At 62.4% G+C, this 23,642-nt stretch carries 7 protein-coding genes; all 7 read right to left on the bottom strand.

From position 1 onward, the window contains the following. Nucleotides 1–97: 97 nt before the first annotated feature. On the bottom strand, nucleotides 98–1,168 hold the full coding sequence (locus ACLBYD_RS18615) for an alpha/beta hydrolase (RefSeq protein WP_447817588.1): 1,071 nt from the start codon (nucleotides 1,166–1,168) through the stop codon (nucleotides 98–100). Nucleotides 1,169–1,340: 172 nt separating this feature from the next. Next, nucleotides 1,341–2,570 carry a glycosyltransferase gene (locus tag ACLBYD_RS18610; protein ID WP_447817587.1) on the bottom strand — a complete coding sequence of 410 codons (1,230 nt, stop codon included), beginning with the start codon at nucleotides 2,568–2,570 and terminating at the stop codon, nucleotides 1,341–1,343. A 74-nt stretch (nucleotides 2,571–2,644) separates the two neighbouring features. Further along, entirely contained in the window at nucleotides 2,645–4,174 is a 1,530-nt protein-coding gene (locus ACLBYD_RS18605) for an ArnT family glycosyltransferase (protein ID WP_447817586.1), read from the bottom strand. 113 nt (nucleotides 4,175–4,287) lie between these two features. Beyond that, nucleotides 4,288–5,640: a crotonyl-CoA carboxylase/reductase gene (gene ccrA, locus ACLBYD_RS18600; RefSeq protein ID WP_254584732.1), complete on the bottom strand. Its 1,353-nt coding sequence runs from the start codon at nucleotides 5,638–5,640 to the stop codon at nucleotides 4,288–4,290. A gap of 109 nt (nucleotides 5,641–5,749) precedes the next feature. Then, nucleotides 5,750–6,823, bottom strand: coding sequence for an alpha/beta fold hydrolase (locus ACLBYD_RS18595; protein WP_254584733.1), 1,074 nt, complete (start codon nucleotides 6,821–6,823; stop codon nucleotides 5,750–5,752). Continuing rightward, complete coding sequence (locus ACLBYD_RS18590; RefSeq protein ID WP_447817585.1) at nucleotides 6,823–9,114, bottom strand: thioester reductase domain-containing protein; 2,292 nt, start codon at nucleotides 9,112–9,114, stop codon at nucleotides 6,823–6,825. Before ACLBYD_RS18590 ends, ACLBYD_RS18595 begins: the two co-directional genes overlap by 1 nt. A 23-nt stretch (nucleotides 9,115–9,137) precedes the next feature. Then, a complete protein-coding gene (locus tag ACLBYD_RS18585; RefSeq protein ID WP_447817584.1) occupies nucleotides 9,138–23,621 on the bottom strand; it encodes an SDR family NAD(P)-dependent oxidoreductase in 14,484 nt (4,827 codons plus the stop codon). Nucleotides 23,622–23,642: the final 21 nt, after the last annotated feature.

Genomic DNA, 23,642 nt, shown 5'->3' with positions numbered 1-23,642 from the left:
CGACTGGACATAGGCAAGGGCGCCCGGCAGTGAAGATCTCCAGGAAACAAGATCCTCGACTGCCGGGCGCCCCGGCTACGACTGACTCGTCGACGTGTTACTTCTCGGTGAGCCCGAGCTCTTCAGAGAGCATCGGCCAGGACCGGTAGAAGGCGTCCTGCCAGTAACCCCACGAGTGGGTACCGCCAGGTTGCAGGTCGAACGTGGCCGGGATATCCAGCTCGTTCAGGCGCTTCTGAAGGTTAGTGGTGCACCAATGCACCGCTCCCTCGATCACACCACCCACGACAACCTGATTGGCCAACGCCAGCGCCTGCTCCTCGGTGGTGGCGTCGGGATCGACAATCGTGAACTCGCTCCCGAGCACCTCATGCGGACCGGGAAGCCCCGTGGCGTCGGAGATGAACAGCGGGGTCCCGCGCAGACCTTCGGCGTTGATGACCGGGTCGTTCTCCCGCCACAGCGGATCGTCATCCTCGCCGTACATGTTGCGGATGTCGCCGCCGCCGTAGGTCTCGACAACGAGCTTCATGAACTCCTTACCGATCGGATCCGAGGTCTGCGCACAGCCGCTGTAGCCGGCCACCGCGGAGTAGAACCCGGGCTTGGCAATCGCATACTGCAAAACGGCGGTGGCAGTCATGGAGTTCGCAGCGATCGCCTGCACACCGTTGGTTCCCAAGGCCGCATCCACCAGCGGCGGAAGCTCCTCGAGGAAGAACGTCTGCCACTTGTTGCGACCCAGCGCCGGATCGTCGTTCTTCCAGTCGGTGTAGTAGGCGAACGGGCCACCGACCGGCATCACCACGTTCACATCCTGGGTGGCGAGGAAGTCGCCGACGTTGGTGTTCGCCCACCACGTGGCCCGGTCGACGCCGCCGCCGGCACCGTTGATCAGATACAGCACGGGCCGCGGCTCGGATGCATCGTTGGGTCGTTGGACGTAGACGGTGATGTCCTTGTCCATAGCTGCCGAGTACACCTTCAGCGTCAGCTTCTGGCCGTCGATCTCTTGCGAGACGATCTTCGATCCGTTCGGTGCCACCGGGTCAGCCAACAGAGACTGCGACGCCACGATCGGATCCGTCGATGTGTTCTCTTCGGCGATCGCCGCGCCGCTTCCAACTGTTCCCGTCAGCGCTACGGCAATTGCCCCTGCGATTGCCATCGATGTGGCCCTGCGGACCGATCTCCGACTCACGTCAACCCTCTCCATTCTTGCCCCCCGGGGGCGCCCCTCGACCTTTCAGCACAACCTCAAGACACGCGGACGTTACTGGATGGTCAGATCGCGACCAAGCACCGAGCGGGTGTTTTCCGCAGGTGCTGCACTCTTGTGATCAAGCCATCGCAAGCGCTTCCACCGTGTCACCTAGTTGAACCGTACCGTTCTCGTCTGCCATCTCACGTGCCACCTCTCTCGCGCGGTCCTGCACTCCCGGCATCAACACCGTGCGCAGAGCCTGGTGAAGACGCCCGCGGCTAATCTTCCGAAACGGAAACGCGACACCAATACCCAGCTTCTCGACCTGGCGCCCCCACAACGGTTGGTCACCGCCAACGAACGTCAAGACCGCAGGAATGCCTGCGCGGGCAACATCGTGCGTGGTTCCGGAACCTCCGTGGTGCACTGCGGCGCGACATTGAGGCAAGACCTGCGAGTAATTGACGGAGCGAGCTACGAAAACACGCTTGTCCTCGCTCACTCCGAGCGGAAGATCTGTCCACCCGGCGCCCACGAGCGCGCGGACCCCTAGATCCGTCGACACTCCCTCGATTAGGTCGAGTAGACCCGCAGGATCCGGAACCGACATGCTGCCGAACCCGAAGAAGACAGGCCGATCACCGTCGGCCAGCCAGGACTCGAGGTCGTCGTCGATCGTTGTATCGCCCCACGTCGCGGGCATGCCTGCGATCGAACAGTAGTCCGGCCAGTCGCTTGGCTTGGGGAACAAGGTGGGGCTTGTCAACAGCACGTGAGGAGTTCGATTCGACCGCATTCGCGCGAAGGTGTTCGGTACAGAATCCGACAGTCCGAGTCGGCGCCGGATCCCACGGATGGCACTGCGGTTGGAGAACGTATGGACCTGCTCGAAAACGCTGTAAGCAGGGCGACGCAACACCGTTGGCACATTGAACTCACCCATGAAGGACGGGTGGAATTCACTGGAACGCTCGAGGGGGTACGGCAGATTCGCAACCAAGGGTTGGCCGCCCCATTCTGTGATCGACTGAGCGCGCACCAACGTCATCGGACTTGAGACAACTACGTCCGCGCCGCTGCAACCGGCGATGAGTGCTTCGTCGATGGCAGAGCCATATCCTGCCTCGAAGCGCGCCATCTCGACCCCGAATTTCACGAGGCTGCGTGACGCCATGAACTCACGAAGAATCCTGGTGAGATCAGCAGGTATTTCGCACGTTTCGAACCCAGCAGCCTGTGCGCGGGCGACGTTCACGGTGTTCGTCGTCAACACAACTTGGTGTCCTCGGCTACGGAACTCCTCCGCCGCAGCAAGATTCGGTTCGAAGTCCCCCCGGGAGCCCAGGGACAGGACAGCAATCCTCACGATGTCGCTCCTTCCGGGCTTCCACGCCCATTTCAGATCGAATAATCAAAATCGACGAGCAATGCCCGCGCGGTTCAGAAGTGTCGAAGATCCGTCCACATCTGGGCCCACGAGTCCTTCGGGCCTGAGCACAACCACACAGGGATCGGCCTGTCGAACATGTTCGTCATGCCGCCGGTATCGACTGAGGTCAGAAGCTGCACCTCCGTGAAGTACTGCTCGAGGTAGTCAGCATCGGAATCGATGAACAGCACCGTGTCCGTACCTTCAGGCGGGGGACCGAAGTCCCACGCACCCCGATGTGTGCTGTACGACTCCGGCAGTCCTCGTTCAGGGCCGTAACGGTCCACTACAGCAGCGTCCCAGTACCAGTGAGTCACTACGACTGCCCCTTCGCGGGTTTCGGGTGGCAAATCACCGAACGCGTCCGCGACTGTGTCTGTCCACTCCGGCAGTCCGAGCATCAACAAGGACATCGGCTTCGCCGGGGTCGGCCAGGAGGTAGGAAGGATCGGCAGCCATGTCAGCGCCACCAGCGCAGACACTGCAATAGCCGACCGGTGAAACGCCCAGCGTATCCAGCGGCTAGGGGTGTGCCTCTGCAACTCGACAGCTCCCGCTGCCCAGCACACGACGAAGAGACCCGGTAGATAGGTGTGTCGGCCACCGACCACTTGGAAGAGCACAGCCAGTTCGACGAACGCCAACCCGAGAAACCGGTATGCGCGCAGTTGCGGAGATCGCAGCAGTCGCCACGCGCCGTAGATCAACAGTGCCGCACCGAACACGAGTCCTGCGCTAGCAAGTACCAGGGGAAGAAACACCAATCGGTAGTCGAGGAAATCCTCGTTCGGGATGGCCTGCGCTGTCGATATTTGCGGCCAGCCATGCGTTGCCTGCCAGATCAAAGCTGGAATGGTGATGACAGCGGTGAGCGCAGCGGCGGCCCACAGCATCGGTCGGCGGAGCAGGTCGCGCGGACCGTCGGCAAGGACGCTGATTCCAACCGCTAGCCACAGTGCCACGATCAGCCACTTGTTCTGCAGAGCGAGCGCGGTCACGGCTCCGATTGCAAGCAGTAATTTGTCGTCCCGAGTGCGTGTCCATCGCACCAGCAGCCACGTCACCACGGTCCACATGAGCATGTCGACGGTGGCAGTGTTGAGCGTGTGGCTGAACGTCACTGATGACATGGCGTACGCCGCGCCGGTCCATGCCTGGGCTTGCCGCAGGCCACCGAGTTCACGTGCGGTCAGCGCAGCGACGACCACTCCCACGGCCACCACGATGGCCATAGGGAAGCGCAGAGCGACGAGCGAATCGGGGACCGCGGTGTCCATGAGGAGCGCGAGCAGCGGAACCAACGGCCCCTGATCTGCATAGCCCCAGTCCAGGTTTCGACCAGCAACTAAGAAATAGAGTTCATCCCCGAAATAGCCGACGCGGCTACTGGTCGCCACGAGGACCACCGCGGCGAGCGCGGCGATGGAGTAGACGGGCTTACGCGCGAGAGAGGGCAGTTCGGGTCCGGGTACCTCCTGTAAGACGGTGTCGTGCTTCTCTGATGCCGGGCTGTTATCCCGGACTTCCGGTGTCGATGTCATCGTGTCTCTTCGTGTCAGGTGGTGGGAACCTGCGCGCTCGGCGCAGGGCCCGGCCACCGTCAGTTCGGGATAACCGGATGAACCAACGGTGGCCGGGCAATGAGCTGTCGGCGTTAGACGAGTTGCTCCCTGCGGACCTGGCTGGCTGCACGCAGATCGTTGATCTTGCTTTCGATGCGCGTGCGTAGCGCGGGGTTGCTTACACCGAGTCCGGGCTCGGGAGCGAGTCCGAGCACTCCCACCTTGCCGACGTGGTCATTTTGTTGGACCAACCGTGCGGCCTCCGCAGCTTCGGTCAGCGGGTAGGTGCGGGAGACCAATGGGAGGAGCGCACCCTGACTGAACAGGCGTGTGCATTCGGCCATTTCTTGGTAGTTGACGCCGTGGCTACCGATGATCCGTTTGAGGTTCATCCACAGGTAGCGGTTGTCGTACTCATGGTGGTAGCCGGTGCTTGATCCGCAGGTGACAACGATCCCGCCGCGGCGCACGACAAACACCGACGTGGCGAAGGTCTCCCGTCCTACGTAATCGAATACCACGTGGGGATCTTCGCCGAACGCTCCGCGGATGAGCTTGCCGATCTGTTTGCCGGTTGCAATGGAACGTTCGGTGAAGGGCAGGTCCGGATCGACGTGAAGGTGCTGGCGGTTGATGACAAGGTCGCACCCGAGCTGGCGGGCCAATTCGACCTTGTCTTCTGAGCCGACAATGCCCACGGGGATGCCGCCACCGTTCTTGACGAGTTGTGTCGCGAACGCCCCGAGCCCACCAGTCGCACCCCAGATCATGACGATGTCACCCTGCTTGATTCGGGCGCCGTGCTCTCCGACGAGCATGCGATAGGCCGTGCCGCCGCAGAGCGAGAAGCTGGCTGATTCCTCCCAGGTCAGATGGGCCGGCTTCGGCAGGATTTGAGAGGCGCGGGCAACTGCATAGTGTCCCAGCGCGCCGAAGTTCGTTTCGTAACCCCAGGCCAGCATGCCGGTCCCCATCATGCCGTCCTGGTGTGTCGCCGGGTCCTGGTCGTCGACGTATACCGGGCTCACCACCACATGGTCGCCGACTTTCCATCGGCGCACTCCGCTGCCCACCCGGACGATGACACCTGAGGCATCGGAGCCGATGACCTGGTAGTCACGGTCGTGGCGAGTGGTGTAGCCGCCCTGTCGCGCGAACCTGGACAACATGTCGAACGTCGAGACCGGCTCGAACATTGCCGACCAGACCGTATTGAAGTTGATGGCACTGGCCATCACGGCCACGAGCACCTCGTCAGGTGCGAGCTCTGGCATTGGCACAGTCCCGACATGAATCGACTTGCGAACGTCTTTGTCTGCGACTCCCTGGAACATGCCGGCGTCTGCGCGACGCAGATGAGCTGCCATGTACTCGGTCGGAACTGGTTCGGCCATCAGCTGCTCTGCTGATGCACCCGAAATAACTGCTTGGGCAAGGGTATCCATGTGACTCTCCGATGGTGTGATGATGTCCGCTCGGTGAGAGCGGCTGATGGGGGCCGGTCGCGGGCGCGGGTAGGCGTTAGTGACCGGGTGGGGTGCAGGTGGAGCGCAGTTATGTCCGCTCGTCGAGGAACGTGAGGATGGGGCTGAACACGTCCAGTGCTGCTCCCCGGCCGATGATGGCGTCGAGATGGCCATAGCCGGGGACCTCAACGTATTTCACGTCCAGCTCGGGGTTCCTCGTCGTCAGAACGTCGTAGCAGAGCTTGTTGGAGTCAAACCACGCCTCGTTTCGACTGCCGGACAGGAGAAGCAAGGGCGTGTCGATTCGGTGCGCGTGTTCGAGTGCGTTCTCGGGAAGTACCCGGTACCGGTCGTCGTAGTCGTTCCAGCGCATGACGGCGTGGGCCAGTTCGACGCGCCGCAGGTGGGGTGTAATCCACGTCGGCGCAGGTCCAAGCAGATCCGCCAACCTGTCATGGGTTCGTGGGTCGAGATTGTCGTGAACGAACAGGGAGCCGCCCAGTCCCCAGTTTCCGTGCAACATTGCACATGTGGGATCAGAGCAGGGGCTGCGTCGTGACATCCATGCGAACACGGGGGTGTACTTCGACCACAATCCGACCTTGCGGAAATCGCTGGGGATCTTGTCGATGCGGGTGCGCAAGAGTTCGGTTCCGAATGTTGCACGGAGCCTGGCTGAGCCACTGAGTTTGGGAGTCAGGAACACTCCGTGTGCGACGACACCGCTGAGTCCGGGAACCAGGCCGGCTGTCATGCTCAGTGAGAGAGTAAGTGCTCCGATGCAATGTGCGACGACGAAGAGTTTCTGTCCCCCGATGCGTGTGCGGATGGTGTCGACAGCGGCAGGGATGTCGTACAGGGCGACGTCGTCGTAGCTGAACTGGGGGCCGTTTTCGTTGTAGGGCAGACGGGAGCTTCCTCTCCAATCCAGTAGCCACGGTTCGTAGCCTGTGTCGAGAAGGACATCGACCAGGTTGCGTATCCCCGGAACAGTGAACATCTCTGATGACGCTCCGTGCCCGTGCAGCAAGAGCACTGCAGGGCGGGCGTCGTTGTCGATGGTCACTCTGCGTAGCTCCAGTAGGGTCCCGTCGCCCGCACGCAGCGGGATTTCTTCGACCTGGGCGGCGACGTGCGGAGGGTGCAGGGGGGTGAGGGTCATCAGCGTTGCTCCTTGCTGGTGGCGCCGCGGCGCAGGTCGAACAGGTCCGTTACAACCCGCAACTGGGGTTCGAGGAGTCCGCGACCAACTTGGAAGTTGAACCACGCCAGCCAGATCAGCTTGGCTCGTCGTTGGTCTCGGTCACTCAATCTGCGGTTGACACGCAAGCCGTCTATCTGATCGGGAAGGTAGGTATCAACGGGTACGGCAACCTCGCCGACGAACGCGGCCGGCTCATCGGCGCGGCCGACCTCGACCGTGAGCGTGCGAGTCTGCCGGAGCAGGTCTCGATGTGCTCGTGCGAACTTCGTTCCTTCGAACCACCACTGTTGTCCGTCCATGTCCCGCATGAGGAGGCGGTACCGCATCAGGGGGTGTCGCAGGTCGTTGCGCAGGGGGATCCCATCGTCCGGCCGGATCCACATCGACCCTGATTCGATCGTGAGGGGTTTCGGATGGAGCGCTATACAGGTCAGCTGTCCATTGACGTCGATTCGGCGCTCAGTAATCAACTGGTACATGCTGTCGATCGACAACTGGAGGGCGAGTGCGCATTCGTGGTCACCCGTTCCCTCTGGCGCGGTAACGCAACCCCGTAGAGTTTCGGAAAACGACAGGTAGGGGCCGTCGTCCGAGTGAGGTAGACGAGCGAGTCCGGTAGCGGCTAACTGCTCAAATGTTCTTCGTTGTGCGGTCCCGTCGTAGGGGGTGGGAGCTGGCAGTCCGTGCTTGTTGATAAATGCCATGGTTCGCTCACACAGCGCTGCCGGTGCGGTGAGCTGTGCTTGGCATAGCTGTGCTGCAGTCGGCGATTCCAGCATGCGGGCAAGAAACTCCAGTTCAGGGACTGGTTCTTTCCGAATGCGGGCAACAGTGTCCGTTTTCCAGTCCTCCCAGTGCTGAATCCGGGGGGCCATCCCGGCAATAGACATGTCTCGCATGACCTCGTCGAAGCTCCGCGGGATGCCGGTGAGGTGATAGTTGTAGCCCCACGCATTCGGCTCGCACGCGATCGCGGTAGCGACACGACTGACCCAGTCCACTGCGGCGACATTGAGGTACCGGAACGCCGGCATGGTGCCAAAGCGGGAGTGAGTCGCTACGAATGCACTGGAGAAATCGTGCCGATTGTGAGCGCCAGAGTCGGGGTGTCCCCCGATCCCGGCAGGACGAAGGATCGTGACTACCAGTCCGTGTTCGCGAGCTCGACGGAGGACCGCTTCGGCTGCCCACTTCGTTTGGTCATAGCCGGCGGCAAGCCGATCGATGTGTGCGACGGGGTCGTCCTCCCCCATCCTTGTGACGCCGAGTTCGTTGAATACCGCGACCGACGAGATGTGGTGGAGGGGCTTGACTTGGCCTGTCATGGCCAGTTCAGCCAGAGTGAGTGGCCCCATCACGTTGCTCTGACGAAGGGATGAGTAGCCGCGCAGGAAGTCCACTGCGGCGCCGACATTGACGATGGAGTCGACTTCCTCAGCCAGGCTCTCCCAGCGGGTTGGTGATAACCCCAGCTGCGGTAGTCGGAAGTCGCCGGGCAATGCCGTGATCCGGCGAGCGACTTCGCGCGACCAGGGAAGGTGGAACTTCCTCAAACTGTCAGCGATCCGCCCCAGTGCTTGGTCTTCATCATCTGCCCTCACCAGGCAAACCACGTGTGCGTCGCTATGCCGCAACAGGTCCAACAACATATGGCTTCCGAGGAACCCCGTGACGCCGGTGAGGAGGATGCGCTTCGGTTTGGCGCCGTTCGGTGGGCCGACGAACGGCAGGCTATCGGCGCGAGCAACATCGCTGATGAGCTGCCGCAGGGTGTCGTCGACCTCACGGTCACCTGCATCGGCCGACAGCGCTGGGACTGCCGGGGTAGGAGACGGGGACGCAGCTGGCACGGTTCTGCCGTTGTTGCGAAGCCACTGGCGTGCCAACTGACGAGGTCGAGCGTCGGCGAACACATCGTCGAGTTCAAGGCGGATGCCATGCTCGCGTTGCAGCGCCGCTACGAGTTCGACCGCTGCAACCGAGGTCGCTCCCCCATCGAAGAAATCACTGTCCGCTCCGATCGGTGTTGCCAGAAACCGGTTGGCCGTAAAAGTGATGGTGTCGGTGAGTTGATCGACCTCCCATTCCTGCAGATCACCACCGCGACGCTCTGACCCGCGTGGGCTTTCACCGAGACCGGCCAGGAGCTGGGCAATGCTCTTCGTGCTGGTGGATCTACCTTCGATCAGTTCGGCCGATCGCCGCTGTCGGCGCGGCACGGCAAGATCCGCCCTGTTCAAACGTCCCATGTTGTTCCTTCCAGATGTCGTAGTCACCGCTGCTCCCAAGACCTGAAGCTTCGGAGCTGTTCGGGGGTGGCGATCGCGCTCAGTTCGGAGGCGTCGACGTCACCGCCCCCCAGCGCGGCGAGAATCTTGCGGGCAGGCACATTGCGCTCCGTGGCCTGCGCGGACAGCTCGACAGTCGCGCACTCGAGCTGCTGCGCACGATCAGCGAGCCAGGCCAGCACCCGTTCTTCCACGCCGCGGCCCAGGGCACGACAGCTGAGATGCCAACCATCGACCCGCAAGGTCCTGTCCTGCACTCGGATTGCCAGCAGCCCGATCAGTCCGTAATCACCGAAGCGGTCACTCGCAGATGCAGTCCATACCTCTCCATCCCGACGCCAGTTCGCAAGCTCGGTGTCTTGCACCTTCCGAAGGGCGAATTGGTTGGTACGGCGAATCAACTGAGCGGCCCGCACCTCGGTGTCCGCTGACAACGGCTCAATGCGAACATCAAGCTGCAGGCGGTCAAGGAACTCAGCGAACTCCGTCTGGGCGCGCACTGCATCGCGTTGCCGTTCGTGTTCGTAGAACGCGGCCCTCGCGGAGTCTTCGACTGTGGCGGCCATCGGTGTCATCGGCCACAGGCGGGTAAGGAAGTGCTCAAGGCGGTCCGCAGACGGCACAGTAATGCTGAGGACCTGCGGCAATGCAGCACGCATCGCGGCGACTTCCACCGGGTTGTCATCCAAGAACACGAAACTGTCCAGGCCGAGCTGCAAGTTGCGTGCGATGGCTTCAAGCCGGTCTGCCTTCGGTTCCCAGCCGGCGGAGATTGCTGTGAAGTGTTCAGCGCGCAGGGCAGCGTCGGCACGGTCGAGTACCGCACGGACAGCGCTCTCGTCGTTGTTGCTTATCAAGACGAGAAGCGCACCAGCCGCACGCCACTGAAGGAGACGATCAGCCAGGGCCGCACGAGCACCATCCAGAACGACATGATCGGTTCCGATTTCGTCCACGACACCGCCCCATAGAGTTTCATCGCCATCGACGGCAATTACTTTCGGTGAGGGTTCGTAAACCGCTGCAACGATGTCGCTGAGCGTCAGCGCTATCGAAGCCTGGAACTCTGCGGTGAACGGCAGATGCGCTAGCTGATCGGTGTTCTCATCGAAGTGCTGCTCCACCTGCGGGTCATCGAGCCAGTGAAGAGGTTCCACAAGCGCGACACCAGGAACCTCCCGCAACCGCGTGATGATCTTCCGCTCCAAGATTTCATGCCGAGGTTCGATCTTGTGAGACGGCAGCACTCCCACGATGAGCGGAGTTCGGGTCCGCTCCACGAGAGCCTGAACCGCCAAGGGGATTTCATGTGCCAACTCGGACCAGGTGCCCTCGTCCAACGGACCAAATCGTTCCAGATCGATTGCCCGCAGGAGTAGGACGCCTACGGAAGTCGACGGAGCGGAGAGCACCCCGGCCGGGTCTCGCAGGCTGGCCAGCACCTGGTGGTAGGGAGCTTCCACTACCTTGCATCCGTCGAACGCCGCCTCGCACAGCACGGGCATGTTCCCCAAGGCGAATGAGGCACTGATCGCAACCTGATACTCGCCGTCTTCCAGTGATACCTCCGCCGGCGGAGTGTGAGCGCTCGGTAAGGCGACGAGGTCAGGGTCGGAGAGGACTTCGTCGAGTAGCGCGATGTATGCAGCGCCGAAGGCTGCGCAGCTCGCTTCGTCGATGATGTCGAGGTTGTAGTAGAAGCACACCTGGCCCCAGTCCGGCATCACGGTAACCATCAGGTCCAGATCGGAATGGCTGGGCCCCACAGGTACGGCCTCGACGTCCTCGAACGGGACACCCGCTTTGATGTAGTTGAAGTACACCTCGACGAGAGGCGCGTTCTCTCGGTACACCCCTTCGGCAGCAAGGACAGCCAGGGTGTCGGAGAATCCGGCCCCCTTGGACAGCAGGCGCTGCAACCGTGCTGCTGTGCGGTGGAGGACTTCGGATACAGGCTCGTCGTCCTCCACATTCGCCGGATACGGCACCGGTACACCGAAGTACCCGATTCCCGTGGGGGTATCCGAATGAATGCGAGTATCAACGGGCACTGCCATAGCAAATCGGTTGGTGTGGTTTCGGCGCGCGAGCAACACCGTGAGCGTCCCCAGGAAGAAGGCCGCCGGCGTCACCCCCACCGCCCGGGAGCGATCGGTGACTTGATCGAACAATCCGTCCGGCAGCGCAAGGAAGTACGCCCCCGCTTCATAGGTCCGTGAGACAGGTCGCGCATGCGCAAGTTCCAGGTCGAGACGCTGGCACCCGACGAATTCATCTCGCCAACTGGCCAGCACGCCACTGTTGTCAGCGGAATCCTGTCCGTGCTGGGCCTCCACGAGCGCTTCGATATCGCGATTCGATGCGGGAAGCGCCGGTAGACGTCCCGACAAGGCCGCATCGATTTCCGCTGCGACCAGTAACATCGACTGCCCGTCGGACACAGCGTGGTGAGCGCCGTAGATAAGCACCTGGTCGCCGGCCTCGGACTGCAGCAGCTCGAACCGCCAGAGCGGGGTAGTGGTCAGGTCGAACGACGGCTCCAACAGGGCACGTAGTTTGGCACGAACCACCGGCAGCGTGCAGTCGTCGACAAGAGTCCACCTGAGCAAGGGAGCCGCCGGGTAACGGTGGACTTCCAGCACTGTGCGGTGTTCGGTGTCGGGCACGAACGCAGTGCGCAGAGATGCGTGTCTTTCGGCCAGTCCTGCGAGCACATTCTCTAGTTCCACACGAGTGGTGTTACGGCCCAGCCGGATCGCCATCGCCACCGTGTGTGCGGCGCTGGGGATGCCTTGCTGGGCGGTCCTAAGAAGTCGCATCACGTCGCGGGTGGCAGGGTACTGGCACGTCGCCGGAACTTCCACAACGTCACTGGTCCCCTGCCCCAGCGAGAGAACCGCGTCGAGGACACCCGCGGCACGCAGCTCATCGAGCGGTACGGACGCAAGGATCTGCCGGATCCGCATTTCGTCGATGGGCTCGGGATCGTTCGACTGAGGCGTCAACGCGAGTTCATCGCGGATGTACCGCGCGAGAGCAACCGGAGTTGGGTGGTCGAAGATCGTCGTGATTGCCAACGGGAGCCCGGTTGCTGCGCGCAGCGCGTTGCGCAGTTCGACCGCCATGAGCGAGTCGAAGCCGAACTGCTGGAACGAGCCACTGCGGTCCAGATCAGCTGCGGACGCTCCAAGAACACGGGCGGTCTGGCCGCAGACCACCTCCAACACGACATCAAAAGCGTCCTCATCGGACAACCCCGCAATGCGGGTGCCCAGAAGCGGACCAGCCGAGTTCGCGGTCGATGCACTCGCTGCGACTGCGCGCTGTGTGCGCCGCCGGGCCAGGCCGCTGAAGAGCCGGGCCATGTGTGGTGCCGAAGCAAAAGTATCGACGTCCATCCGCCCTGGAACGACGGTCGGTATATCCGTGGATAGGGCCGCGTCAAAAAGAGCCAGGCCGTCCGCGGGTGACAACGTGTGCACGCCCTTGCGGAGCCACCGTGCACGGTCGGTGTCAGCCAGGTTGTCTTCGGAGGTCAGATCCCACAGTCCCCAAGCAAGCGAATGCGCCGGTAGACCGTGAGCTACTCGATGGGTTGCCAACGAGTCGAGGAACGTATTCGCGGCGGCGTAGTTAGCCTGTCCCGGATTGCCCAGAACTCCCGCGGCCGAGGAGAACAGGACGAACATCGACAGATCCATTCCTGCTGTGAGTTCGTGTAGCAGCAATGCGGCATCCACCTTGGGGGCAAGGACCGCGTCGAGTTGCTCGACGGTCAAAGAGTCGAGCGTCGCGTCGTGCAGTACCGCAGCAGCGTGCACGATCCCGGACAGCGACTTGTCGCTCAGCACTTCTGCGAGGTCATCCCGGCTGGTGACATCGCAGCTCACAATGTCGACCTTGGCTCCGAGCGCCACCAGGTCTGCATGCAGCTCGTCTGCGCCAGGGGCTGCCATCCCCCGTCGGCTCGCCAGGACCAAACGCGCGACGCCGTACTCAGTGACCAGGTGGCGAGCTACCAACGAGCCGATGCCGCCGGGTGCCCCGGTCACCAGGACCGATGCACCTTCCAGCGTGCTGCGGTCCACTCCTGTGGAGACGGACGGCACAGTCACATGCTCGACGCGCGCGCCGTACAGCTGCCCCGCCCGCGCAACCAATTGAGGTTCGCCGCAGGCAAGGACACGGACGAAATCGACCGAATCGTCGGTATCGAGAAGGACGATCCGACCAGGGTTTTCCGACTGCGCCGAGCGCACCATCCCCCACACCGCAGCGCCCGCCAAATCATCGACGTCCTCATCGGGCAGGGAGACCGCGCCGCGAGTCACGACCAGCAATGTCGACGTCGTGCCCAGCCTTCCGCGGGTGAACGCGTCTTGCAGCACCTCGAGCATGTCCCGGGTGGCTGCATGCACGGACTCTGCGGACGTGCCCGGAATTGACTCGACGACGACCACATCCGGGATCGGTGCTTCGGCGGAGATATGGGACCAGTCATCCCACCGCAGGCTGCTGGTCTCCGGCGCGTTGAGAGCACCCACTGGTTGCCAGCTGAGTCGGTACAGATTTGGGTGGTGCTGACGGAGGTCAGCTGCGGCGATCTGCTCCGGTGAAACCTGCCGAACCACCAGGGAGTCCACCTGCAGCACAGGGTTTCCCTGATGATCTGCCGCCACAAGCGAGATCGCATCGGTGCCGAGCGGTGTCATTCGAACTCGCAGGGCACCGGCGCCCGCGGCAGACAACGTCACCCCTGTCCATTCCATTGGCAGGACGATCCGGTCATCGTCCTCGTGAGCGAACGCCACGGTGTGCAGTGCGGCATCGAACAGAGCTGGGTGAAGACCGTACTCGCCGGCCGTGCGCATCGCTTCTGCGGGCAACTCCACCTCGGCGAAGACGTCTCGTCCCCGTCGCCAGGCAGCTGTCACACCTTGGAACGTGGAGCCGTACGCGTAACCACGTTCGGCGAGACGCGGATAGAAAGTCTCCGCATCGAGGGAAGTCGCGCCCACCGGCGGCCATTGGGTGAGGTCTGAAGCCTGCTCACTAGCAGGCTTGGCCGCCACCGTGCCCTGAGCGTTCAGTACCCACGGACGATCGCCATCCTGCTCCGGTCTCGAGTAGATCGACACCGCGTACGTACCGGAAGCCTCAGTTTCGTCGACGACGACCTGCAGCTGTACATGCTGACGCTCGGGTACGAGCAACGGTGCTTGCAGCACCAGATCGAGCAGTGTTGTTGCGCCGACCTCATCGCCGGAACGCACTGCCAGTTCCACGTACCCGGTCCCCGGGAACACCACTGAGCCCCAGACGCGGTGATCAGCCAGCCACGGGTGCGACTGCAGTGACAGCCGCCCGGTGAGTACGACGCTTCCGCCATCTGGTTGTGGCACCGCGGCCGCCAGGATGGGATGAGCCGTGGCCAGCTGGAACCCAGCTGCATCGCCGACAGGTGCGCTGGCCTCAAGCCAGTACCGGCTTCGCTGGAACGCGTAGGTCGGCAGATCCACCCGCATAGCGCCTGCATCGCGCAGAAGCACCGTCCAGTCGGGCTCTACGCCAGCAACGTGCAGCTCTGCGGTGGACTTGAGCATCCGTGCTAGTCCACCGTCGCCACGCCGCAGCGACCCCACCACCAAAATGTCATCACTTCCACCGGAAACGAGGCTGTCCACACACTCGCGGACACGCAGAGTGAGCGCCGGATGTGGGCTGACTTCGACGAAAACGCGATAGCCCTGCTCATACGCCGTGTGTACAGCCTTTTCGAACTGCACCGTGTCCCGAACATTGCGCCACCAGTAGCTCGGGTTGAGGTCGCTGGTGCTCGTGAGCTCGCCGGTCACCGTCGAGATGAACGTCGTTTCGGATGACAGCGGAGTTATCTGGTCGAAAGCCCTCTCCATCTCATCGCGCAGGGCCTCGATGTGGTGTGAATGTCCCGCGGCTTGAGCAGGAATTCTGGTGACCCGCACACCTGCCGACGTCAACTGCTCGGCAAGCTCGTGAATGGCCTCAGGATCGCCCGAGACGACAGTTGAACTTGGACTGTTCACTACGGCAATGGATAAACGTCCCTCCCAAGAGGGCAGATGCTCTTGCACACCTTCAGCCGACAAAGCTACGGCCAGCATTGCTCCGGTGCCTTCCAGAGTCTGCAGAGCTCGGGCCCGCAACGCCACCAACCGGATTGCGTCCCGCAGCGATAGAGCTCCCACGACATACGCGGCAGCGATCTCCCCTTGGGAGTGGCCGATCACCGCGGCAGGGCGCACCCCGAACGCTTCCCACTGACGTACCAGCGATACCAAAACGGCGAACATTACCGGGTGAAGTACGTCCAGCCGGTCGAGCTCAGGCGCTTCCTCGGTTCCGTGCAGAACATCGATCAATGACCACTCGACGAACTCACTGAGCACCGTTGCGCACTCATGCAGCTGTTCGGCGAACACCGGTGACGTTTCCATCAAGTCGACAGCCATTCCTGCCCAGTGCGTGCCTTGCCCTGGAAAAACGAACACCGGCTGTCCATCCATGGTGGCTCGACCCCGCACGACGTCGGCGGAATCACCCTGCGGGTTCGCGGCGAGTGACTGAAGTCCCGCGATCACCTGGTCACGCTCGGCGCCGACTACGACGGCGCGTTCTGGGAGCGTTGCCCTGCCCGTGATCAAAGAGAGGGCGACGTCGGTCAGGTCGACATCGGGATTCTCACTGAGATGAGTGGCAAGCCGGTCGGCCTGCGCCGCCAGCGCCGTTGCCGTTGCCCCCGACACCGCGAACGGTACCGCTGGCAACGCGGCCCGTTCCGTCACCAGGGGTTGTCTCTCAGGCGCTTGCTCCAGGATGAGGTGTGCGTTCGTCCCGCTAACGCCGAAGGCTGACACGCCGGCACGACGCGGACCGTTCGTCGAGGACCAGGGTTGGGGCGTAGCCAGCAGACTGACTGCGCCTTCGGACCAATCCACATGAGTGCTGGGAGTCTCGACATGCAGCGTGGCGGGCAATATGCCGCGTTGCATCGCCGCAACCATCTTGATGACACCGCCGACCCCCGCCGCGGCCTGAGTGTGTCCGATGTTCGACTTGAGGGATCCGAGCCATAGAGGTCGTTTGTGGGGGCGATCCTGGCCGTATGTTGCCATGAGCGCCCGCGCTTCGATCGGGTCCCCGAGTGCTGTGCCGGTTCCATGTGCTTCGACAACGTCTATATCGGACGGCGATACGCCGGCATTCGCCAGTGCCTGCCGGATCACTCGTTCCTGGGCGGGACCGCTCGGTGCGGTGAGGCCGTTGCTCGCGCCGTCTTGATTGACCGCTGAGCCGGCGACGACCGCAAGAACGGGGTGTCCGTTGCGAACAGCGTCCGAGAGTCGTTCCAGCACCAGCACACCAGCGCCTTCGGCAAAACCGGTTCCGTCCGCGGAATCTGCGAACGCCTTGCAACGGCCATCTGCCGACATCCCTCGCTTACGAGCAAGACCTTCGACGGGGCGGGGACTGGACATCACAGTCACGCCACCGGCAAGAGCGACAGAACACTCCCCCGCCCGGATGGCTTGCGCTGCCAGGTGCACCGCTACCAGCGACGAGGAGCACGCGGTGTCGACCGTTACGGCCGGACCTTCGAGCCCGAGCGCATACGACACCCGCCCCGAGGTCACGCTGATCGTGCCGTTCTCGCTGATGTAGTCGGCACCTTCCTCCGGTACCCGGGTGTATCGAGCGGCGTAGTCGGAGTAGGTAACACCGGTGTAGACCCCCGTCGGGCTCCCCGCCAACGACATCGGATCAATCCCGGCACGTTCGAGCGCTTCCCAGGAAATCTCCAGCATCAACCGCTGCTGAGGATCCATAGCCAGTGCTTCGCGAGGACTGATCCGGAACAGAGCTGCATCGAAGTCCGCGACGGAGTCGAGGAAACCTCCTCGTGGCACGAATGTGCCGGTGGCAGTCGGATCAGGCGCGACGATCCCGTCGAGATCCCAGCCCCGGTCGGCCGGAACCTCGGTGACCACATCTCGCGCGGCTTCGACAAGTTCCCACAGGCTGTCGGCCGAATCGACCCCGCCAGGGTAGCGGCAGCCGATACCGACGATTGCGATCGGATCTTCATCGAGCTGTCCGGTCGGAACATGGGAAGGGGCGTGAACTATCTCTGTGTCGCGCAGCGTGGCTACTGCAAGAAGGTGCTGGGCGAGCTGTTTCGGTGTCGGGTGGTTGAACACCGCGGCAACGTCGATCGGTGTACCTGTGCTCTGTTGCAGCAGTTTGCGGAACTCCACGGCGGCCAACGAATCGAATCCGAGATCCTTGAATGCGATCTCCGAATCCAACGTCGTCGGATCGTCGTATCCCAGGACCGCCGCTGCTGTCTCCCGGACAACGGCAAGAGCGACCTGTTGTTGCTGTGCAGGCGTCAAGCCATCTAGACGAGTAGTGAACGGGGACGAGACGAAGCTCTGTTGCTGAGCGGAGGGTTTGCTGGGGACGAGTTGCCGGAACATCGTCGGGATGATCCCGGTCTGCGCCATCTGGTCGCGGTCGAGCGGAGCGATCAGAGTGGAAGGATGGTTCATGGCGATTGCGCTGTCGAACAGCTCCAGAGCCTCTGCTGAGTGCAGCGGTCGTAGGCCACCCAACGACAGGTTCGCCCAGTCACGAGTTGCTAGGTGGCTGGTCACTCCACTGGTTTCGGACCATGCTCCCCACGCCAAGGCGGTTGCAACGAGACCGTGCTTGCGGCGATGTTGAGCCAGAGCGTCAAGGTAGGAGTTCGCGGCCGCGTAGGCGGCGTGGCGGGCAGCACCAAGAAGTCCGGACGAGGATGAATACACCACGAACGCGGACAGCGGTATGTCGGCGGTCAACTCATGGAGATGCCATGCACCGTCCACCTTCGACGCGAATGCAGCAGCAATGTCTGCCTCGGTGTGTTCAGCGAATGCGGAGTGGGGTGCTACCCCGGCCAAGTGGATAACTGCCGTCAAAGGGTGCCGGTCTGGAATGGTTTCCAGCAGCGCTGCAACGCTCTCGCGGTCCTCGATGTCGCACGCGACGATCTGTACATCGGCGCCCATTACGGTCAGGTCCGCTCTGAGGCGCATCGCGTCCTCTGCACCCCCACCGCGTCGGCTGGCTAGTAGTAAGTTCCGCACCCCGTGCACATCCACCAGGTGACGCGCCAACATGGCGCCCAGCACGCCGGTTCCGCCGGTGATCAGGACTGTTCCGTCCGGAGAGAACCGGATTTCATCTGCGACCGTCGGTCGTTGAGCGGTTTGGAATCGGGGGACTACTGGTGATCCGTTGCGCAGTGCGAGTTGGGGTTCACCGATGGCCTCAGCGAAGGCAACAGCTCGCGGAGCATCAAGCCAGTCGTCGACGTCGACAAGAATGATGCGGTCGGGATGTTCAGTCTGCGCGGCCCGCAAGAGTCCCCAGATCGGCGCGTGCATCAAATCGGCGACGTCTTCGTTTGCGGAGACTGCCACTGCCCCGCTAGTCACCACAGTGAGCGCGTTATCAGGCGCGCCAGTGACCAGCCAGTCCTGAACCTGAGCAAGCACTCTCGAGGTTTCCGATCGGACCATATCGATGTGCTGGCTCGTGTCCTCCGCGGTGTCGCTCCGAACAAACAACACCGAGCGAGTACCAGCTTCGATTGCTTCAGCCGTCTCAGCCACCACAGCCGAATCGATTTCGCAGAGCGTCGCCGGAACCCACTGGAGAGTGAACAGCGCCTGGTGATCGGGAGCCGACGAGGTCATATTGGTCGGCTCCAACCAGTACCTCTGACGATGGAAGGCGTAGGTGGGCAGATCAATTCGGCGAGCACCGCTGCCGGTAAAGAAACCTGTCCAATCTGTAGTCCCACCAGCGGTGTGAAGTTGCGCCGCGGATTTCAGGAACCGCGTAATCCCTCCATCTTCGCGACGGATGGTCTCACCGAGGTACACACGTCCCTGGTCATCGACATCAGCGAGGCTTTCCTCCATCGCCGGCAGAAGGACTGGGTGAGGACCCACGTCAATGAAGGTGCGGAAGCCCTGATCGTAGGCAGCTCGGATAGCGTCCTCGAAACGTACGGTGTCGCGCACATTGCGGTACCAGTGCTCCGCATCCAGCAACTCCGTGGAAAGCCTCGTCCCGGTGACGGTGGAGAAGAACGCAGGACCGTCTGATGCCTTCCCTCTAATTGAAAAGGCAGTGGTCAGAGAGCCTCTGACGTTCTCGACGTGACGCGAATGCGACGCGTACCGGATTCCCACTTTCCCTGCGCGGATCCCCTCCGAAGTGCAGTACGCCAGGAACTCGTCAATGACATCGGAGTCGCCAGATACGACGGTCGACGAGGGACTATTGATGGCACCAATTTCGAGACGACCAGACCACCGCGACAACAGGGATTCCACTCGTGTCTTCGGCAGCGCCACCGTAGCCATCGCACCTAGACCTGACAGCGGCACCAACGCCTGCCCTCGACGGGCGATAAGCGCGATCGCGTCGCGCAAGGACAGCGCGCCGGCCATGTACGCAGCGACAATCTCCCCTTGCGAGTGTCCGATCACTGCGGCCGGACGGACACCGAATTCCTCCCACTGCCGTGCCAGTGACACCATCACCGCGAACAGGGCGGGCTGAACTATGTCGAGGCGATCCAGCTCGGGAGCGCCCGATGCGCCCTTCAGCACATCGATCAGCGACCAGTCCACGAACTCGCTCAGCACTTCGGCGCACTCATACAGTTGCTCGGCGAAGACGGGAGCACATTCCAACAGCTCAACGGCCATCCCTGACCACTGCGCACCGTGCCCCGAGAACACGAACACCGGACGGGTGAGATTGCGTGCCCGTCCGCGCATCACGTCCAGGGAATAGGTCTCGGAGGCCACTGAACGGAGCCCTGCAATCACCTGTTCTCGATCGTTACCGACCACTACTGCGCGTTCGGCCAACGCAGCGCGGCTGCAGACCAGCGAGAAGGCGACATCGGTTGGATCGAGGTCCACATTTTCTGTGAGGTGTTCGACCAAACGGTCCGCCTGGGCAGCCAGAGCCGTCGGGGTGGCGGCCGAGAGGACGACGGGTAGTGCAGCAAGCGGGGACTTCACGACATCAGGAGTGGGTCGTTCAGGTGCCTGCTCCAAAATGAGATGCGCGTTGGTGCCGCTGATACCGAACGAAGACACCCCAGCCCGGCGCGGCCGGCAGTCCGCCGGCCACTCTTGTTTCTCGGCCAACAAAGACACCGCATTCGTGGCCCAGTCGACCCGGCTGCTGGGCGTACCGACATGCAACGTTGCCGGCAACTGTCCATGCCGGATCGCCGCGATCATCTTGATGACGCCTGCAACACCTGCCGCGGCCTGCGTGTGCCCAATATTCGACTTGACTGATCCAAGCCACAGCGGCCGATCTGCAGGGCGCTCTCGTCCATAGGTTGCAATCAGGGCTCGGGCCTCTATCGGGTCTCCGAGTGTCGTACCGGTGCCGTGAGCCTCGACTACGTCGACGCTGTCTGCGCTGAGACCAGCGTTATCCAATGCTTGCTCGATCACCCGCTCCTGGGCGGGGCCACTCGGCGCGGTGAGGCCGTTACTCGCGCCATCTTGATTGATTGCTGATCCAGCTACGACTGCCAGGACAGGGTGTCCGTTGCGAACAGCGTCCGAGAGTCGTTCCAGCACGAGCACACCGGCACCTTCGGCGAAGGCTGTCCCATCGGCAGAGTCCGAGAACGCTTTGCAGCGGCCGTCTGCAGAGAGTCCGCGTTTGCGTGCGAACCCTTCTATCGCTCCCGGTGTCGACATCACTGTGACGCCACCGGCCAGAGCCAGGGAGCACTCCCCTGCCCGGATAGCTTGCGCGGCCATATGCACTGCCACCAGCGACGAGGAACAGGCGGTATCGACCGTTACGGCCGGACCTTCCAACCCGAGCACATACGACACCCGCCCCGAGGTCACACTGCTGGTGCCGTTGTCGCTGATGTAATCCGCAGCCTCGACGGGCATCCGTCCGATGAAACGAGTGGAGTAGTCGGAGTAGGTGACGCCTGTGTAGACGCCGGTTGCGCTACCGGCCAGCGATGTCGGATCGATGCCGGCTCGTTCCAGGGCCTCCCATGAAATCTCCAGCATCAACCGCTGCTGAGGATCCATTGCCTGTGCTTCGCGAGGACTGATGCGGAACAGGGTTGCGTCGAAGTCCGCGACGGAATCGAGGAAGCCTCCTCCTCGAGGAAGCGGGACATCGCCGGAAACGTCCTGGTCGAAACGCCATCCACGGTCGGTGGGGAAGCCGGTGATTGCGTCTTTTTCTTCGGAGACCAGATCCCATAGATCGTCCATAGAGTTCACGCCACCTGGCAGACGGCAACCGATCCCAACTACAGCGATAGGATCGTCATCGCTGACCGGCGCGGAGTCGGAAGCCGCCGCGCGTCCGTCGTGGGAGTCCTTGACGAAAAGGGAGTTGGCCAGCGCGCTGATCGTTGGGTGTTCGAACAGGACGCTCGGATCAATGGAGCGGCCTAACGCCTCGGATAGCGCGCCGAGAAGTTCGACCAGGCCGCGAGAGCTGAGACCGAACTCGGACAACGGGCGATCCACATCGATCTGTGCAGCGTTGGTGTCGGCACGGCGGGCGACTTCGTCGATTACCCAGGCTTGGACCGATTCAGGGGTCCATTGGTCCGCTACTTCAGGTTCTGTCGGGGCTGACGTGTCGACGGACGCCACTACCGTGTGGTCGATCAGATCACCGTTGAGGTAGGCGGTGCGGCATGCGCGGCGTTGGATCTTCCCGCTGCTGGTCTTGTGAATAGTGCGGGGTGGGATCAGAACCACTGCGCGCAGGCGTAGACCGTGTTCGGAACTCACCGCTCTACGAATGCACTGTGCGATCTCGGCGTGCTCGGAGACATCCGATGTCCTCGCCTCGGCGACCACTACCAGCTCTTCGCCTTCGACGCCGGTATCGACCGAAAACGCAGCGACGCACCCAGGCCGGATGGTGGGATGAGCTGCTTCTACCGTGAGTTCGACGTCCTGCGGGTAGTGGTTCTTACCGTCGATGACAAGCAGATCCTTGTAACGGCCGGTGACGAACAGTTCCCCATCTTGGATGAACCCGAGATCACCGGTGCGGAGAAATCCTCGCCGGCCATCGACGAGGTGAGCGTCGAAGTCAGCGGCGGTGCGCTCTGCATTACCCCAATAGCCCGCTGCCACGCTGGGACCGGATACCCAGATTTCTCCTTCCTCGCCGTTCGCGCACTCCGCCACCGGTGCGTCTGTCTCGACATCGTTGAGCTTCGCGATCACTACATCGGTACCGGTAGGGGGTGTCCCTACTCCGACAACCTCGAGGGCAGTCTCCGAACGGCCGGATTCGAGCGTCGATGAGCGTTGCAGAAAGGACGGTGCTGTTCCGAACGCGTTTCCGGTGACCAGCAGCGTTGCTTCAGCCAACCCATACACCGGCTGGATAGCGCCCGGTTGCAGCCCGGCCTGTGCGAACGTTTCAGAGAACTGTCGAACAGTATTGGCCCGCACCGGTTCAGCGCCATTGAAGGCGACCGCCCAATGAGAAAGGTCTAGGGTTTTCAACCACTCCGGCGAGGCCTTACGGACGCACAGTTCATACGCGAAGTTCGGCCCCCCGCTGAGATGGGCTTGGTAGGTCGACACCGCGGTGAGCCAACGCTTGGGATCCTGCAAGAAATGAAGCGGGGAGAACAACACAGAGGTCAGTCCGGTGTAGATCGTATGGAGCACCGGGCCGATCAGCCCCATGTCGTGGAACATCGGAAGCCAGCTAACTGCCAGAATGCCGTGCTGCGATGTCGCCGTGGCCTTGGAACTGTGCATGACCTCAGCAATGGACTGCTGGTTATGCATCAGGTTGCCATGCGTGACCATGACCCCCTTGGGTGCGCTGGTTGATCCGGAGGTGTACTGGAGGAACGCAATCGATTCTGGGGCTAGTTGGGGGCGAGACCAGGACTGCGCGAGGTCGGATTGCACCTGATCGGTCGCGATCCACGTTAGAACTGATAGTTCCTGAGTGTGGTTCTCGGCAGCGGCAATTCCCGCGATCAGACCGCTCGAGGACAGAACGACGTTGATGTCGGCGTCAGCGATGACCTGCCGCAGTCGGCGCATCGAGCGTTCGAAGTTCTGCATTTCCGGCAGTGGTGCCGGAACTGCGATGACACCGGCCGCCAAGCATCCGAGAAACCCGCTGATGAAGTCGAGGCCCGGAGCGTAGAGAAGGAGCGCTCTCTGACCTGCAAGGCCACGTAGCTGTAGATCGGCTGCGATCGCACGTACCTGAAAGTCCAGGTCCGAGTAGGACACGGTTACAGTCGGGCCGTCGACGTCGCCTGTTTCGAGGAAGTGATAGGCCGGGCGGTCAGGGGTCTGCGACGCGCGTGACAACAGAACGTCAACCAACGAGGGGTCCGACAACAGAGA

The sequence above is a fragment of the Rhodococcus sp. C26F genome (genome assembly GCF_053345925.1).
The sequence above is the reverse complement of the archived record's forward strand: the minus strand, read 5'-3'. Positions and strand labels throughout refer to the sequence as shown.